Here is a 13,453-nt window from a genome sequence, read left to right on the forward strand (position 1 = left end):
TTTGTAAACTTTCAACAGTTGTGAACCTACGGTCTCCTCGCAACTCATCTTCGAGATAAATATGAGCAGAAATTATGCTATAGAACGTGAGTATTATGCGACGAGTGGAGTGTAGAATTAAATTCTCGTTACTGACTACATGTATGGACCTCCTGTAAAATGCAAGAAAAAAATAACATCTAATAGCAAAAATGCAAATGCATACATGTATCCGGCTTATAGTTAATAAATTATGTGTAATTTATCCTACAGCCCTGATGGAATTCGCTGGCTTACAAATTTACTATATACTTATCATTTTATCGGCTTCAAAGAGCCATTGTAGTCATCAGTTTCTTTGTAAGCTAAGGTTTGTCTTATTTACCATCAATATTATTATCTCACGCATATTCCGGGTTGGAATCTCTTACATATTCTTTGTTTACCTATTAATTAATAAACCACTATTTATTTTATTTTATGTTAATTATAATAGCTTTGTGCTACAAACTTTACTCTCTACATAATCATCCCCTGACCTTAGTACTGCAAACACCACTCTTGCCAGTTTATTAGCTACAGCAACTACTGTTTTATTATGTCCATTTCGCTCAGATAAATTAAACATCCACTGCGTAAATTTGCTAAAATCTTTTTTAGATTTTTGTTCTTCCGATGTAAATCTTATCTTGGCATTTAGTACAGCTCTAGCTCCTTGGATCAATAGAGTACGCAAGTAAACATCACCTCGCTTGCTAATTCCAAGCAACTTATCTTTCCCTCCACTGGAATGCTGCCTTGGCACTAATCCAAACCATGCCGATAATTGCCTACCATTCTCAAAACTTGTAGCATTACCTATTGATGCTATTAAAGCAGTAGCAGTAATTAAACCAAGACTAGGTATAGCTGTTAATCGTTGATATTGAGTTAAGTTGCTAGCTATTATTTTTAATCTTTTTTCTATCTCTTTTATTTTTTTGTCATTATCCAAAAATTCCTCTTTCAGTTCACTAAATGTTTGATAACCCAGCTGGCTTAAATTTCCTTCATCTGAAATCTCGGTTAATTTTGTCATAACCTTATTGATCCCTTGAGGAATAATAAAACCAAATTCATGTAGTAGACCCCTAATTTCATTAGCAAGGGCAGTACGATTTTTTACCAATCTCTCTCTTACTCGATGAATTGATAAAATATCTTGTTGTTCTACAGTTCTAATTGGTACAAACCTCATATTTGGTCTTGTTACCGCTTCACATATAGCTTCTGCATCAGCTTGATCATTTTTATTAGTTTTAACATACGGTTTGACAAATTGTGCTGCCATTAGTTTTACTGTATGCCCCAATTTAGTTATTTCTCTTGCCCAGTAACTAGCTCCGCCGCAAGCTTCCATCCCTACCAAACATTTTGGTAAATTAGCCATAAATGTTAAAACTTGATCTCTCATTAATTTTTTCTTTAATACCGTCTTACCATTTTTATCTACACCATGAATTTGGAAAATTCTTTTTGCAATATCTATACCAATTGTGGTAACTTCCATCTTAGCCTCCTGATTGTTATTTTAATATTTAATATTAACTTTAGAAGATTAGCAACTGCTTTTCATTCTGTATATCAGGAGGTCCATACCATTATTTTTTCACCTGTGGAATTTTATAATAAAGAAATACTGATAAAAGTGTACTTTAATGACAAGAGTTTTTATTTGAAACAAAACAATGGTAATACACATAAGAAGCATTATGTTGACTAATTTTTAGTATGTCAAGTAGAAAAGTGATGTTTACATGACTGCAAACTTCATGCCAAAACCACTGCAAACCTGATTCTTTAGACGTTTTAAGCACTTTTTTGTCTCGAAGATGAGTCGCAATGACGTTTTATAGACGCCTTTTATAGACGTATTCGTAGGTAGCCACGTACTATATGTACGCCTAGCACCTAGACCCTTTGACTCTTGCTACTATCAGGATTTTGATTCTATCGTATATCAACTCTTCATTTACGAGTAGTATATTATTCATCTGTATTAAATATTTAATAGTTCATTAGCAAATTTATAATGGTTTTTACAATAAGTAGCAGCCACGTATAAAAAATAATCATCCTCTATATTTACTTTTTTCAAGGGTACTTTTTTATAGGATCTTTCGTAAGTAGTAACGGTAATTAGGCCGGCAGATGACAAAGTACCAAGTACAGACCAAAGTAGAGTGTTAATTGTTGTATGCCGTAGATTTTCGTTAATTAGGATGGTGACAGGCTTATTATTGCATCTCATTACTTGGCGGATTAATTTGCCAAAAGTACTGTGGTCATAAGGTCCTTTAGATTCGATAATTTTTACTACTGTTAGTCCTTCTTGTTGGCTGGTAGTAATGACATCATCTCTAAGTTTTAGATCCTTAGGATGCTCATAAACTGGATCAAAAAAGATGATTGCTTCAGAAGGTAAAGTTGTTGTGTATGTCATGGCAGTATCCCCTTTATGATTAAACTTAAAGTTATTAAGTTTTAACCACCAAAGAACCTTGAGAGATTACTTTGGCGATCGGGGAGTTAGTAAAACCGCTTAAGAACAGTTACGATAGCCTTTAGGCTTAAGGTATAAACCTTAAGCCCTGAACATAGCTAGCATCTCCCCGACCATGAGATCGAGGAACATCATTTTTGGCTGATGACTACCATCTTAAGTTAAGGGTTACTACACCCCAAAGGAACTTTGCAGTTACTTCACTTTTAATTTTAAACTATACTCCTATAAAGTCAATAATAGAAAAACTTATGCGAGGATAAAAAAGGTATTACTCGATAATCAAGTTTTTTAGAATTATTAAAAAATACGTCTATTAGCGAGAAGCCGCGAAAAAGCGGCGACGCGGCAATCCAGTATACGCGAAGCGTTACTCTAAAAAAACAGCTTCGCTGTTTACCTAGATCGCCACGGCATCTAAAGAGCCTTGCTATGACGGTTAAGGAAAAACTTGATTATCGAGTATTACACACAATTTGCTCACAGCAATTATTCTTAAAAATTTTTCTTTTTACCCCTTGAACTGTTATAAAATCAAGCATATATAGAATACACATTATTAAGTATTAAATCTATGGAGGTAAGAATGTCTTTTAGACCATTGCACGATAGAATTGCGGTAAAACCAATTCAACAAGAAGAAAAAACAAGTGGAGGAATTATTATTCCTGATACAGCAAAGGAAAAACCAATACAAGGTGAAGTAGTAGCTGTAGGTAAGGGAACAAAAAGTGAGAATGGTACTGTCCATCCATTAGAAATAAAAGTAGGAGATAAAGTACTTTATGGCAAATGGGCTGGCACTGAAGTAAAAGTTGATGGTTTAGATTTGGTCATTATGAAAGAAAGTGATGTCATGGGCATAATTGGTTAATAATTTATTTATTGTAAGGAGAATATATATATGGCAGCAAAATTAATAAAACACGGCTTACATGCACGTGAACAAATGCTAAAAGGTATTGATATTTTAGCTGATACCGTAAAAGTAACATTAGGTCCAAAAGGTAGAAATGTTGCAATTGAACAATCATTCGGGGCACCAAGGCTAACCAAAGACGGTGTAACTGTTGCAAAAGCCATTGAACTAAAAGACAAAGCTCAGAATTTGGGAGCTCAATTAGTGAAATCTGTGGCTAGCAAAACATCTGATGTTGCTGGTGATGGAACAACTACCGCAACTGTGCTAACTCAAGCAATAGCAAGAGAAGGCAATAAAGCCGTAGCAGCCGGTTTTAATCCTATGGATATAAAACGCGGTATAGACTCAGCGGTTAACCTAGTAGTTGAAGAAATTAGGAAAGCAAGTAAAAAGATCAGTAGCCAAGAGGAGATTGCTCAAGTTGGTACTATTTCGTCAAATGGTGATAAAGAAATTGGTGAAAAAATTGCCATGGCTATGGAAAAAGTAGGCAAAGAGGGAGTAATTACCGTCGAAGAAGCCAAGAATTTTAGTTTCGAAGTAGATGTAGTTGAAGGTATGATGTTTGATAGAGGTTATCTATCACCATATTTTGTTACTAATTCTGAAAAGATGGTAGCAGAATTGGAAAATCCTTTTATCTTACTATTTGAAAAGAAATTATCAAATTTACAACAAATGTTACCAGTACTTGAAGCGGTAATGCAATCAGGACGTCCTTTACTTATAATCGCTGAAGATGTAGAAGGAGAAGCACTGGCTACTCTAGTAGTAAATAAATTACGTGGTGGGTTAAAAGTTGCGGCAGTTAAAGCTCCTGGCTTTGGAGATAGAAAAAAACTCATGATGGAAGATATATCTATTTTAACCAATGGTCAGCTTATCAGCGAAGATCTTGGTATGAAGCTTGAGAATGTTAATATCAAAATGTTGGGTACTGCTAAAAAAGTTACCATCTCTAAAGAAAATACTGTCATAATTGATGGTGTTGGCAGTAAGGCGGATATCGCTACTCGTTGTTCACAAATTCGTAAACAAATTGATGAATCTACTTCAGAGTACGATAAAGAAAAATTACAAGAGCGTTTGGCTAAACTTGCTGGTGGTGTAGCTGTCTTAAAAGTTGGTGGTACTACCGAAGTTGAAGTAAAAGAAAGGAAAGATCGTGTCGAGGATGCCCTGCATGCTACTAGAGCTGCAGTAGAAGAAGGTGTTGTTGCAGGGGGTGGGGTCACTCTTTTCTATGCAGCAAAAGCTTTAGAATCGTTAAAAAATACTAACGAAGATCAACAGGCTGGTATTAACATAGTTAAGAAGGCATTGCAAGCTCCAGTAAAACAAATCGCAGAAAATGCTGGTGTGGAAGGAGCTATTGTAGTTGGAAAACTTAATGATAGTAAAGACAAACATTTTGGCTTCAATGCTCAAGATATGACTTATGTTGATATGATTAAGGCTGGTATTATCGATCCAACAAAAGTTGTACGTACAGCTTTGCAAGATGCAGCATCAGTTGCTTCTTTGATTATTACTACTGAAGCATTTATTATTGATGAACCAACTGATAAAGATGAACCTGCTATGCCACGTGGTGGCATGGGTGGTGGTATGGGCGGCATGGGCGGTATGGACTTCTAACGCTCATTTCTTCATACGAATAAACCCCAATTCGGGATAAGAATTAGTTAATTCTTATCCTGAATTGGCTTTAATACAAGGAAAAATGCATTAGACTTCTTTCGAAACTCGCTTATGCGCAAGGGTGTGAAGGAGACGCTTCACCTCGAACCGCAGCGTACTCTAATGTACGTGAGGATTCGAGTACCGCATCGACGTACAAATCACCAGCAGAAGTAGAGTTTCGAAAGAAGTCTAATAAAATTTACTTTGCTATAAGCCGGATACATGACTGCATTCGATCTTTAGGTTGCGGAAAGCTTAATTCTTGAAGTTCTACCTGAGTATACCTGAGTATGCTCAAGAACCTAAGCAAGGGGTAGATATGTTTGTTGCTTATCAGAATAAGTAAAAATTTGCCCAGTTTTTATATCAAAAAACCATAAATGAATAGTTAGCTCTTTCTTGGTCACTAGTTCATTAATCCATGGAAACGTCATACAATTTTGATGTGATTGTTTAAGTGCTAATTTTGTATAATCATCAGCATTATGATGTCTAAAATTAGGTGTTTTTATCAGAGAGACCCAGTTGGTTATAAAATCATTTTGCACTCTATCGTCACTATTTAATAATTCTTGAATTCCTCCACATTGGCTATGTCCTAATATAATTAAGTGTTCAACTTTCAAAAAGCATATTCCAAACTCTAAGGCAGCACTTGTGCCATGATGAGATCCATCTTTTTCGTAAGGAGGCACAATATTTGCTACATTACGTACAACAAATAAATCCCCTGGATCACATTGTACTATTAATGCCGGATCTACTCGTGCATCACAACAAGCAACCACCATAATCTTTGGTTGTTGACCATCCCGGGATAGACTCTGCATAATAGATTTATTACCATAAGCATATTTTTTTCTAAATAGCTGATAGCCTTTTAGTATTTTTTTAAAACTTTGTTGCATATATGACCCTCAAGACGTCACTGCAATTATAGCAGATATTTTTCAAGCACTAATAGATTTTAAATTTTTGTAGGCATACCATCCCAACGTTTTATTAAATCAGTATTAATATCAAAAATATCAAGAACCCGCGAAATTGAATAATTTATCATGTCATCCAAGGTTTTAGGTAAACTATAAAAAGCAGGTACTGGAGGTGCAATTATCCCACCATAATTCGTTACTTTTAACATATTTTCTAAATGACCTAGATGTAAAGGAGTCTCTCTTATCATCAACACCAGTTTTCTTCGTTCTTTTAGTGTAACCCCTGCTGCTCTACTGATTAAATTATTCTCAATACTGCCAGCAATTGATGCAAGAGTTCTCATGCTACATGGGGCTATTATCATGCCAAATGTCCTAAAAGCACCGCAAGCAACCCTAGCACCAATATCAGAAAGATTGTAACAGTAATCTGCTAGATATTTTACTTGTTCTATGGAATAATTCGTCTCATGTAATATGGTAAGATGAGCAGATTTTGAAATAATTAGATGACTCTCAATATTTATCTGCCTCAGAATTTCAAGTAACCTTATACCATATATTGCTCCAGAAGCTCCAGAGATTGCCACAAGCAATTTTTTTTTATTATCGCTAGTCATAGCTATATTTTTTCCTTTCAAAGTGTGTTTGCTTATATTAAAATGATGCTTGGTTTACAAAAAACCAAGCTAAAAAACCAAGATTTTAACTGATTATGGAGTTTGCAAATGAGTCTCATGAGCCACATACAAAGTTTACAAAAAAAACATAATGATTTAGAAAGACTAATAAATACCGGATTTTTGCATTTGCAAGATAATACTAAAGTCAGGCAGTTAAAGAAACAAAAATTAATATTAAAAGATAAAATTCTATTGCTATATAAAGGTTTCACCAAGAATGCTACTATCTCTCAGAAGTAAAGGATTAGCTATTATTTTGTCTTCGCCCTCGGCTACTGGTAAATCTAGCTTAGCTAGAGCAGTTTTAAAAATTGATAGTAATCTTAGATTGTCCGTTTCTGCAACTACTAGAAGGTCAAGAACAGATGAAGTTGATGGAGTAAGTTACTATTTCAAGACCAAAGAGGAATTTAATAAATTAATTGAGCAAGATGCATTTCTTGAATATGCAAATATTTACAATAATTATTATGGAACACCTAAAAAAGTTGTAGAAGACTTACTAAGTCAAGGGTTAGATGTTTTGTTTGATATAGATTGGCAAGGTACAAAGCTAATAAAAAAAACCTTGCCAAATGTAATTACAATTTTTATTTTGCCACCGAGTCCTAGTATTTTGCAACAACGAATTAAAAATAGAGGGCAAGATAGTAAAGAATCAATAAAGTTGCGTATGAAATTGGCTACTAAAGAAGTGTATTATGCCAAACAATATGATTACGTGGTTATTAACGATGATTTTGATACCACTCTTGAAACAATATATTCTATAATCACTGCTGAGCGATCGAAAAGAATAAGACTTGATTTAGGCAAGTTTTATAATGATTGGCATGACCAACTCTGATGTTATCCCATAACTGTTGAAAGTTAAAAATCGTCATCGCGAGGCGTTGATAGACGCCGTGGCGATCTTATGAAGTAAACTCTTCTTCACAAGATTGCCACGTCGTCGCTTACAGCGACTCCTCGCTAATAGACGGTTTAGGGCTTACAAAGCTCATCGCAATGACGATTTCTTAACTTTCGACAGTTATGGACGTTATTCTAGACAGTAGAGTTTACTATTACCCACAAATATTTATAGAGTTATAGTCAATTGATGAGAAGTTGGTGACGTCGTCACTCGTCGCTCGCCTATTACATATAGGCGTCGCTCCATCGCTCCTAGCACCAAATCCTCCTGAATTGACTATAGCCAACCGCCAACCTTGGATTAATTAGATAAAATTTCTCTCTAACGGTTCTATATTATTTATTTCTTTTATAAATTGTTCTTGTATTGTTTGCAAGTTATCTTGAAAATTATCCCAAAAATTTTTAATTTCTTGTTCGTAAGCAACCAGTTCAGACATAGTCCAATTAAATTGTTCAAAAAGTTTATATAAATTATTTAGTCCGATGTGAAGAACAATTATATTAAGTAATTTTGGAGAAAATAATTTTTTTATCCTTGCTTCTTGTGCTTCTTTATATTCACCATGATTAGCGATGCCAAACTCTGCTATATCATGCATTTGACTAGTCCGTACTTGTATTTCCACATTACGTCTAGATGTACCAATAGTAGTCACAATATGCAAGGAACTATAGCCGTTATCTTTGGGATTAACAATATAGTCTTTATATTTTTCATGGTTACTAGGATATATATCATTAATAATATCCAGTACTTTATAGCAGTCTTCTAGCGTATCAACTATAATTCTAAAAGCAATGAGGTCAGTTAATTGATAAAAACCAATACCTTTTCTTACCAACTTCTTTACGATAGAATAAGGGTCTTTTAATCTGCAAGATATCTTTGCTACTATAAAATTCTCTTGCAATTTAGTACTAATAATATCAGTGATATTGTGTAAATTATCAATATCCTCGTATAACATAAAATGCATACTGTTACTTTAATTATTGATTTAGATTATTATATATACTTTACTATCAAGAATTCGCAAGTATTTACGAAGGCAATTCTTCAAAAGCATCGAATATACCTGTAATATTAATAAAAACTATTACCCTGTCAAGATCAAATTATTAATTTATAAATAAGAAAGAGCTTCCAAATGATATAATTTGTTAAATAATTTTTATATCGAATTGAGATTAATGTACTTAGTGTTTAGTTATTTTATGTTATTATACAATCAGTTGATTTGAATTTGCTATGTTATAGAGAGGATAGGGTGAAAGTTTTAGTAGTAGGTGCTAATGGTTTTATTGGTTCATATATCACCGCTGAGTTATTAAAAGATAATCATGATGTAGTTTGTGCAGTTAGAGATATAAAAGCTACTAAAAGAAAATTCCCTAACCTAGAAATTTTAGCTTGTGATTTTAACAATGATACTGATCAACAAAAGTGGCTTAACAATTTACAAAATATTGATGTAGTCATTAATGTATCCGGAGTGTTAACTTCAACTAATAACAACAAAATAGAGAATGTTCATTTCTTTGGTTCAAAAGCTTTATTTGATGCATGTATTTTAGCTAAAGTAAAAAGAATTATTCATATTTCAGCTCTTGGTATAGATAATGAGAAAACTACTGACTATGCTATAACAAAGAAAAAAATTGACAATTATTTAAAAACTTTAAAAAATATTGATTGGGTGATTTTACAACCATCGCTTGTGTATACAAGTGGTTGTTATGGAGGCACTTCATTATTTAGATCTCTTGCAGCTTTACCTTGGTTTATTCCTTTAATAGGAGATGGATCACAACAATTCCAACCAATACATATGGATGACTTAACTAAAGTGGTTGTTAATTGTACTAAAAGAGAAGGAAAAATTTGTAGAGTATTAAAAATAGTTGGTTCAGAAATAGTTACAGTAAAAGATATATTGATTAATTTTAGGAGCTGGCTTGGTCTAGACACTGCTAGGCTAATAAAGATTCCTTTAATATTCATTAGAATTGCAGCTAAGTTAGGAGACTTTTTTAGTATAGGACCACTTAATAGCACTTCATATAATATGTTATTACAGCCGAATATTGCAGATAAGAAAGACTTTATCAATTTTACTTCTGTCGTTCCAAGAAGTTTTGAGCAAGGATTAGCCACTGAACCTCTTACTGTCCAATCACTATGGCATGCAAGACTTTTTTTGTTGAAACCACTATTAAAAATCATTTTAGGTTTATTTTGGATTATGACAGGCGTCATTACGGGAGTTTTTACTTCAGAACGAGGTCTGAAAATAATAACAGAGTTAGGATTTAGCAAGCAAATTGCACAAGTTATGTTATATTCAAGCTGTCTTGCTGATATAATTCTTGGAACTCTGATGATGATCAAGCCAAGAATTATAGGAGTATGTATACTACAGATTTTATTAATGCTAGCTTATACATTTTTTCTAACCTTTCTTAAGCCTGATTTATGGCTAGACCCCTTGGGGTCACTTACTAAAAATATTCCCATAATACTTCTTACTCTTGTCCTACTTGCTATAGAAAAGGATAAATAATGGATTGGTATTCTGTCGTCAAAACTATTCACATCATTAGCTCTACTATTTTGTTTGGTACAGGTATTGGTATTGCTTTTTTTATGTGGTGGGCGAATAAAACCGGGGATTTAGCAGCCAAAGTTTATGCAGCACGTACTACGGTTATTGCCGATTTTCTCTTTACTACCACTAGTGCTATTATTCAACCAATTAGCGGCATAATATTAATCAATATAGTTGGATATGATTTCTTTGATTTATGGCTTGTTTTAACTTATTTAGGATACGCTATTACAGGAGCATGTTGGCTACCAGTAGTATGGATTCAAATACAATTACGGAATATTGCAGTCAGAACATTAAAAAATAATGAGCAATTACCAGCACAGTATTATAAATTATTTAATTTATGGTTTTATCTTGGCTGGCCAGCATTTATCAGCCTAGTTATTATTTTCTTTTTAATGGTTTTTAAGCCGATGTAAAATTCGGTGAAATTATCGAAACAATCAGATTTGAGGCTGCTCTGCATCTGATTGTTAAATCATGTCATTGCGAGGAGGCCGTAGGTCGACGAAGCAATCCATATGACAAGCTTCATGGATTGCCACGCTCACGTACATTCGCTCGCAATGACGTGTAGAGAAGGTGTATTTACTAATATTAAAGCCAATTTGGGATAAGAATTAGAAATGAAAATAGCTACTTGGAATATTAATTCTATAAGAATAAGACTACAACATTTACGGGACTTTTTAACAGAAGTAGATCCAGACATTGTTTTGTTACAAGAAATCAAGTGTGAGACTGATAAGTTTCCTTTTGATGAACTATCAGATCTAGCGTATAATTTCTATGTGTATGGTCAGAAATCCTATAATGGTGTGGCTATCTTATCAAAGTTTCCAGCTGATGAAGTGGTAAAAGACTTTCCGGGTATTAATTGTACTAATCAAGCACGGATTATAGAAATATCTCTACAAACTCCTATAGGTTTTTGTAGTATCACTTCATTATATGCACCTAACGGTTCATTGGTAGGTAGTGATAAATTTAAAATGAAATTAGAATTTTATGACAATTTAATTAATTACTTCGAATCCAAGAGATCTCTTGATACTAAGGTGATAGTTGGAGGAGATTTTAATATTGCTCCTTTTGATATTGACGTATATTCCGCAAAAGAGTTGCAAAATACTACTTGTTTTACTAGTGAAGAAAAACAACGACTGAGAATTATTTTAAATTCTAGTTTTGAGGATTTATATAGATTATCAAATCCTACTAAGCAAGAATTTTCTTGGTGGGATTATAGAGCAGGTTGCTTTGAACAAAATAAAGGTATGCGTATTGATATGATACTTGCATCAAGCAATGTTGCAGATTATCTAAATGATTGCTACATGCATTATAATTTACGAACAAAAATTAAGCCTTCTGATCATATACCCGTTGTTGCTGTCATTAGTTAACCTCAAATATCGATGTACGCGAATTCGGGATAAGAATTTGTCAATTCTTATGCCAAATTGGGGTGATGTAAAACATCGGTTTAATAGCCTAGAGTGTTCCCTGCGTAGGTAGGGGGTATAAAAAAATAGCATGTATTGCCAAAAAAAAGTTAAGAAAAGTTAAAAAATGGTTACAAAAAGGTTTTACAGAAATAAAGAAGATTTTATTTGTGAGATATGTAGTGAATCGGTACAAGGAAATGGCTATACTAACCATTGTTCAACATGTTTCTACAGTAAGCATGTGGATATTAACCCTGGGGATAGAGCCTCTAGATGTAACGGACTAATGCAGCCAGTTTCCTATAAACTCGATAGTAAAAAGGGCATAATTCTAACCCATAAATGTCTTAAATGTGGAGAATATAAAAACAACAAGCTTGCGAACACAGATAGCGTAGAGAATTTGCTAGATGTTTTCAGTTATGCCTGAATATACCCCAATTAGGGATAAGAATTAGTTAATTCTTATCCCTAATTGGCTTTAATATAAGAAAAAATGCATTCTTAAAGCGGCTAACGCGAATGCATTTTAAACCTTTCTAAAGCTAAAAACATGATTTTAATCTTTTAAAATCATGTTTTTAGCAAAATATTAATTTAACAATCAAATGCAGAGTCGTCTCAAATCTGATTGTTTCTATAATTTTACCGAATTTGGGATAAGAATTCACAAATTCTTATCCTGAATTCGCGTAATATCAGGGCAATGGCATAAATTCTATCACCATTACTATGGCTCAAACATTTGCGGGTTAGCTATAGATCAGTCTATATATGTGTTTTTATTGCCACAAAGTATCTCTATAACACTATTGATTAATGCTCATAATAGTTTTTAGTTTGCCCTAAGGGAAATAGTATGCTATATATACCGAACTAGGTGGTCTAAGTGGGATTTGGAGAGATTTGTGTTTCACGGACCTTATTTGAGAATCTAATAAGGGGATTCTTGTCTATATAATTTAAGGAGAAATATTATGAAAAAGTTGTTTTTAATCGCTGCTACAAGTACGGCTCTTTTAACTTCTGCTACATCTTTTGCAGATGTAGGACAATTTTATATTAAAGCCGAAGGTGGTGCGACTAAGTTGAATAATACGAAAATGAATTCTGAGAATTCTAAAACAAAGAAAGAAGATAACTTGAAACTTAAATCTAAAACTAACGCGATTTTGGGTCTTGGTGCTGGTTATTATGCCATGGATAATGTTAGAGCAGAATTGACACTTGATTTCCTAGTCAACCCAGAATTTACTGGTTCTATCCCTGCAACTTCGACTGACGCAGCTAAAAAAGCGACAGCTAAAGGACAAGTGATGTCATTGTTGCTCAGTGGTTATGTTGATTTGTATGATGCAGGTTTTGCTAAATTCTTTGCCGGAGCAGGTATTGGTATGGCTCAAGTAAAAGAAAAGCTAACTGTGGAATTCACTAAAGACAATAAAAAGGGAGAGACAAGCTCTAACACTAAGAAACCCGCTAATAATTTTGCTTATCAGTTAACTGTTGGTGCTTCTGCTAATGTGGCTGATGGTGTGAATGTCGAGCTTGCCTATAGCTGGAGAGATTATGGAGAAACAAATTCTAAAAATAAAGATAAGAAGGAGACTGAAAAAATGTCTAAAACCGCTTACAGAGGTCACAATTTAATGGCTGGCTTAAGATTTGATATCTAATAGTAAATAATTTATAGATTTATTATTTTTGTTCTACAAAAGAAGAGGGCTTTTAGTA

At 33.7% G+C, this 13,453-nt stretch carries 15 protein-coding genes; 9 read left to right on the forward strand and 6 right to left on the reverse strand.

The features are described 5' to 3' along the window. Nucleotides 1-466 precede the first annotated feature (466 nt). The 3 genes from AAHN03_RS04025 to AAHN03_RS04035 form a co-directional block, all read right to left on the reverse strand. Nucleotides 467-1,528: an IS110 family transposase gene (locus AAHN03_RS04025; RefSeq protein ID WP_342278230.1), complete on the reverse strand. Its 1,062-nt coding sequence runs from the start codon at nucleotides 1,526-1,528 to the stop codon at nucleotides 467-469. 145 nt (nucleotides 1,529-1,673) lie between these two features. Further along, a complete protein-coding gene (locus tag AAHN03_RS04030) occupies nucleotides 1,674-1,835 on the reverse strand; it encodes a hypothetical protein (RefSeq protein WP_341761148.1) in 162 nt (53 codons plus the stop codon). 182 nt (nucleotides 1,836-2,017) lie between these two features. Continuing rightward, nucleotides 2,018-2,461, reverse strand: a complete 444-nt coding sequence (locus AAHN03_RS04035; RefSeq protein WP_342278231.1) for a hypothetical protein — start codon at nucleotides 2,459-2,461, stop codon at nucleotides 2,018-2,020. A gap of 646 nt (nucleotides 2,462-3,107) precedes the next feature. On the opposite strand from AAHN03_RS04035, the gene AAHN03_RS04040 reads away from it, so the two are divergent. After that, nucleotides 3,108-3,395, forward strand: a complete 288-nt coding sequence (locus AAHN03_RS04040; protein WP_341762618.1) for a co-chaperone GroES — start codon at nucleotides 3,108-3,110, stop codon at nucleotides 3,393-3,395. 30 nt (nucleotides 3,396-3,425) lie between these two features. After that, complete coding sequence (groL, locus tag AAHN03_RS04045) at nucleotides 3,426-5,081, forward strand: chaperonin GroEL (RefSeq protein ID WP_341761683.1); 1,656 nt, start codon at nucleotides 3,426-3,428, stop codon at nucleotides 5,079-5,081. A 347-nt stretch (nucleotides 5,082-5,428) separates the two neighbouring features. Here groL and AAHN03_RS04055 read toward each other — a convergent pair whose 3' ends face one another. Continuing rightward, nucleotides 5,429-6,034: a carbonic anhydrase gene (locus tag AAHN03_RS04055; protein WP_342278232.1), complete on the reverse strand. Its 606-nt coding sequence runs from the start codon at nucleotides 6,032-6,034 to the stop codon at nucleotides 5,429-5,431. A 59-nt stretch (nucleotides 6,035-6,093) separates the two neighbouring features. Further along, a complete protein-coding gene (locus AAHN03_RS04060; protein WP_342279177.1) occupies nucleotides 6,094-6,681 on the reverse strand; it encodes a UbiX family flavin prenyltransferase in 588 nt (195 codons plus the stop codon). 108 nt (nucleotides 6,682-6,789) lie between these two features. Between AAHN03_RS04060 and AAHN03_RS04065 the strand changes: the two genes are divergently transcribed. After that, nucleotides 6,790-6,984 (forward strand): DUF465 domain-containing protein, encoded by a 195-nt coding sequence (locus AAHN03_RS04065; RefSeq protein ID WP_341762615.1) that lies wholly within the window; start codon nucleotides 6,790-6,792, stop codon nucleotides 6,982-6,984. Further along, nucleotides 6,962-7,591 (forward strand): guanylate kinase, encoded by a 630-nt coding sequence (gene gmk / locus AAHN03_RS04070; RefSeq protein ID WP_342278233.1) that lies wholly within the window; start codon nucleotides 6,962-6,964, stop codon nucleotides 7,589-7,591. The genes AAHN03_RS04065 and gmk overlap by 23 nt, the downstream gene beginning before the upstream one ends. 373 nt (nucleotides 7,592-7,964) lie before the next feature. Here the strand turns inward: gmk and AAHN03_RS04080 are convergent, their stop codons facing one another. Next, nucleotides 7,965-8,639: a bifunctional (p)ppGpp synthetase/guanosine-3',5'-bis(diphosphate) 3'-pyrophosphohydrolase gene (locus tag AAHN03_RS04080; RefSeq protein ID WP_342278234.1), complete on the reverse strand. Its 675-nt coding sequence runs from the start codon at nucleotides 8,637-8,639 to the stop codon at nucleotides 7,965-7,967. 291 nt (nucleotides 8,640-8,930) lie between these two features. On the opposite strand from AAHN03_RS04080, the gene AAHN03_RS04085 reads away from it, so the two are divergent. The 5 genes from AAHN03_RS04085 to AAHN03_RS04100 all read left to right on the forward strand — a co-directional run bounded on the left by AAHN03_RS04085 (nucleotide 8,931) and on the right by AAHN03_RS04100 (nucleotide 13,395). After that, nucleotides 8,931-10,223: an SDR family oxidoreductase gene (locus AAHN03_RS04085; RefSeq protein ID WP_342278235.1), complete on the forward strand. Its 1,293-nt coding sequence runs from the start codon at nucleotides 8,931-8,933 to the stop codon at nucleotides 10,221-10,223. Next, a complete protein-coding gene (locus AAHN03_RS04090; RefSeq protein ID WP_341761690.1) occupies nucleotides 10,223-10,690 on the forward strand; it encodes a DUF2269 domain-containing protein in 468 nt (155 codons plus the stop codon). The genes AAHN03_RS04085 and AAHN03_RS04090 overlap by 1 nt, the downstream gene beginning before the upstream one ends. Before the next feature lie 207 nt (nucleotides 10,691-10,897). Continuing rightward, the gene (xth, locus tag AAHN03_RS04095; RefSeq protein WP_342278236.1) at nucleotides 10,898-11,677 is read left to right on the forward strand and encodes an exodeoxyribonuclease III; all 780 of its coding nucleotides are present in this window, start codon (nucleotides 10,898-10,900) and stop codon (nucleotides 11,675-11,677) included. 166 nt (nucleotides 11,678-11,843) lie between these two features. Beyond that, nucleotides 11,844-12,149, forward strand: coding sequence for an RNHCP domain-containing protein (locus tag AAHN03_RS07660; protein ID WP_341761560.1), 306 nt, complete (start codon nucleotides 11,844-11,846; stop codon nucleotides 12,147-12,149). Between the two features lie 547 nt (nucleotides 12,150-12,696). Next, a complete protein-coding gene (locus tag AAHN03_RS04100; protein WP_342278237.1) occupies nucleotides 12,697-13,395 on the forward strand; it encodes an adhesin in 699 nt (232 codons plus the stop codon). Nucleotides 13,396-13,453: the final 58 nt, after the last annotated feature.

Origin of the sequence: Candidatus Tisiphia endosymbiont of Myopa tessellatipennis (assembly GCF_964031105.1) — a bacterium.
Lineage (GTDB): Bacteria > Pseudomonadota > Alphaproteobacteria > Rickettsiales > Rickettsiaceae > Tisiphia.

What these genes read in the sequence shown, in the direction of transcription:
- AAHN03_RS04065 (WP_341762615.1), top strand. Translation starts at nt 6,790, where the DNA reads ATGAGTCTCATGAGCCACATACAAAGTTTACAAAAAAAACATAATGAT.
- gmk (WP_342278233.1), top strand. Translation starts at nt 6,962, where the DNA reads ATGCTACTATCTCTCAGAAGTAAAGGATTAGCTATTATTTTGTCTTCG.
- AAHN03_RS04025 (WP_342278230.1), bottom strand. Translation starts at nt 1,528, where the DNA reads ATGGAAGTTACCACAATTGGTATAGATATTGCAAAAAGAATTTTCCAA.
- AAHN03_RS04090 (WP_341761690.1), top strand. Translation starts at nt 10,223, where the DNA reads ATGGATTGGTATTCTGTCGTCAAAACTATTCACATCATTAGCTCTACT.
- AAHN03_RS04035 (WP_342278231.1), bottom strand. Translation starts at nt 2,461, where the DNA reads ATGACATACACAACAACTTTACCTTCTGAAGCAATCATCTTTTTTGAT.
- AAHN03_RS04055 (WP_342278232.1), bottom strand. Translation starts at nt 6,034, where the DNA reads ATGCAACAAAGTTTTAAAAAAATACTAAAAGGCTATCAGCTATTTAGA.
- groL (WP_341761683.1), top strand. Translation starts at nt 3,426, where the DNA reads ATGGCAGCAAAATTAATAAAACACGGCTTACATGCACGTGAACAAATG.
- AAHN03_RS04100 (WP_342278237.1), top strand. Translation starts at nt 12,697, where the DNA reads ATGAAAAAGTTGTTTTTAATCGCTGCTACAAGTACGGCTCTTTTAACT.
- xth (WP_342278236.1), top strand. Translation starts at nt 10,898, where the DNA reads ATGAAAATAGCTACTTGGAATATTAATTCTATAAGAATAAGACTACAA.
- AAHN03_RS04080 (WP_342278234.1), bottom strand. Translation starts at nt 8,639, where the DNA reads ATGCATTTTATGTTATACGAGGATATTGATAATTTACACAATATCACT.
- AAHN03_RS04040 (WP_341762618.1), top strand. Translation starts at nt 3,108, where the DNA reads ATGTCTTTTAGACCATTGCACGATAGAATTGCGGTAAAACCAATTCAA.
- AAHN03_RS04060 (WP_342279177.1), bottom strand. Translation starts at nt 6,681, where the DNA reads ATGACTAGCGATAATAAAAAAAAATTGCTTGTGGCAATCTCTGGAGCT.
- AAHN03_RS07660 (WP_341761560.1), top strand. Translation starts at nt 11,844, where the DNA reads ATGGTTACAAAAAGGTTTTACAGAAATAAAGAAGATTTTATTTGTGAG.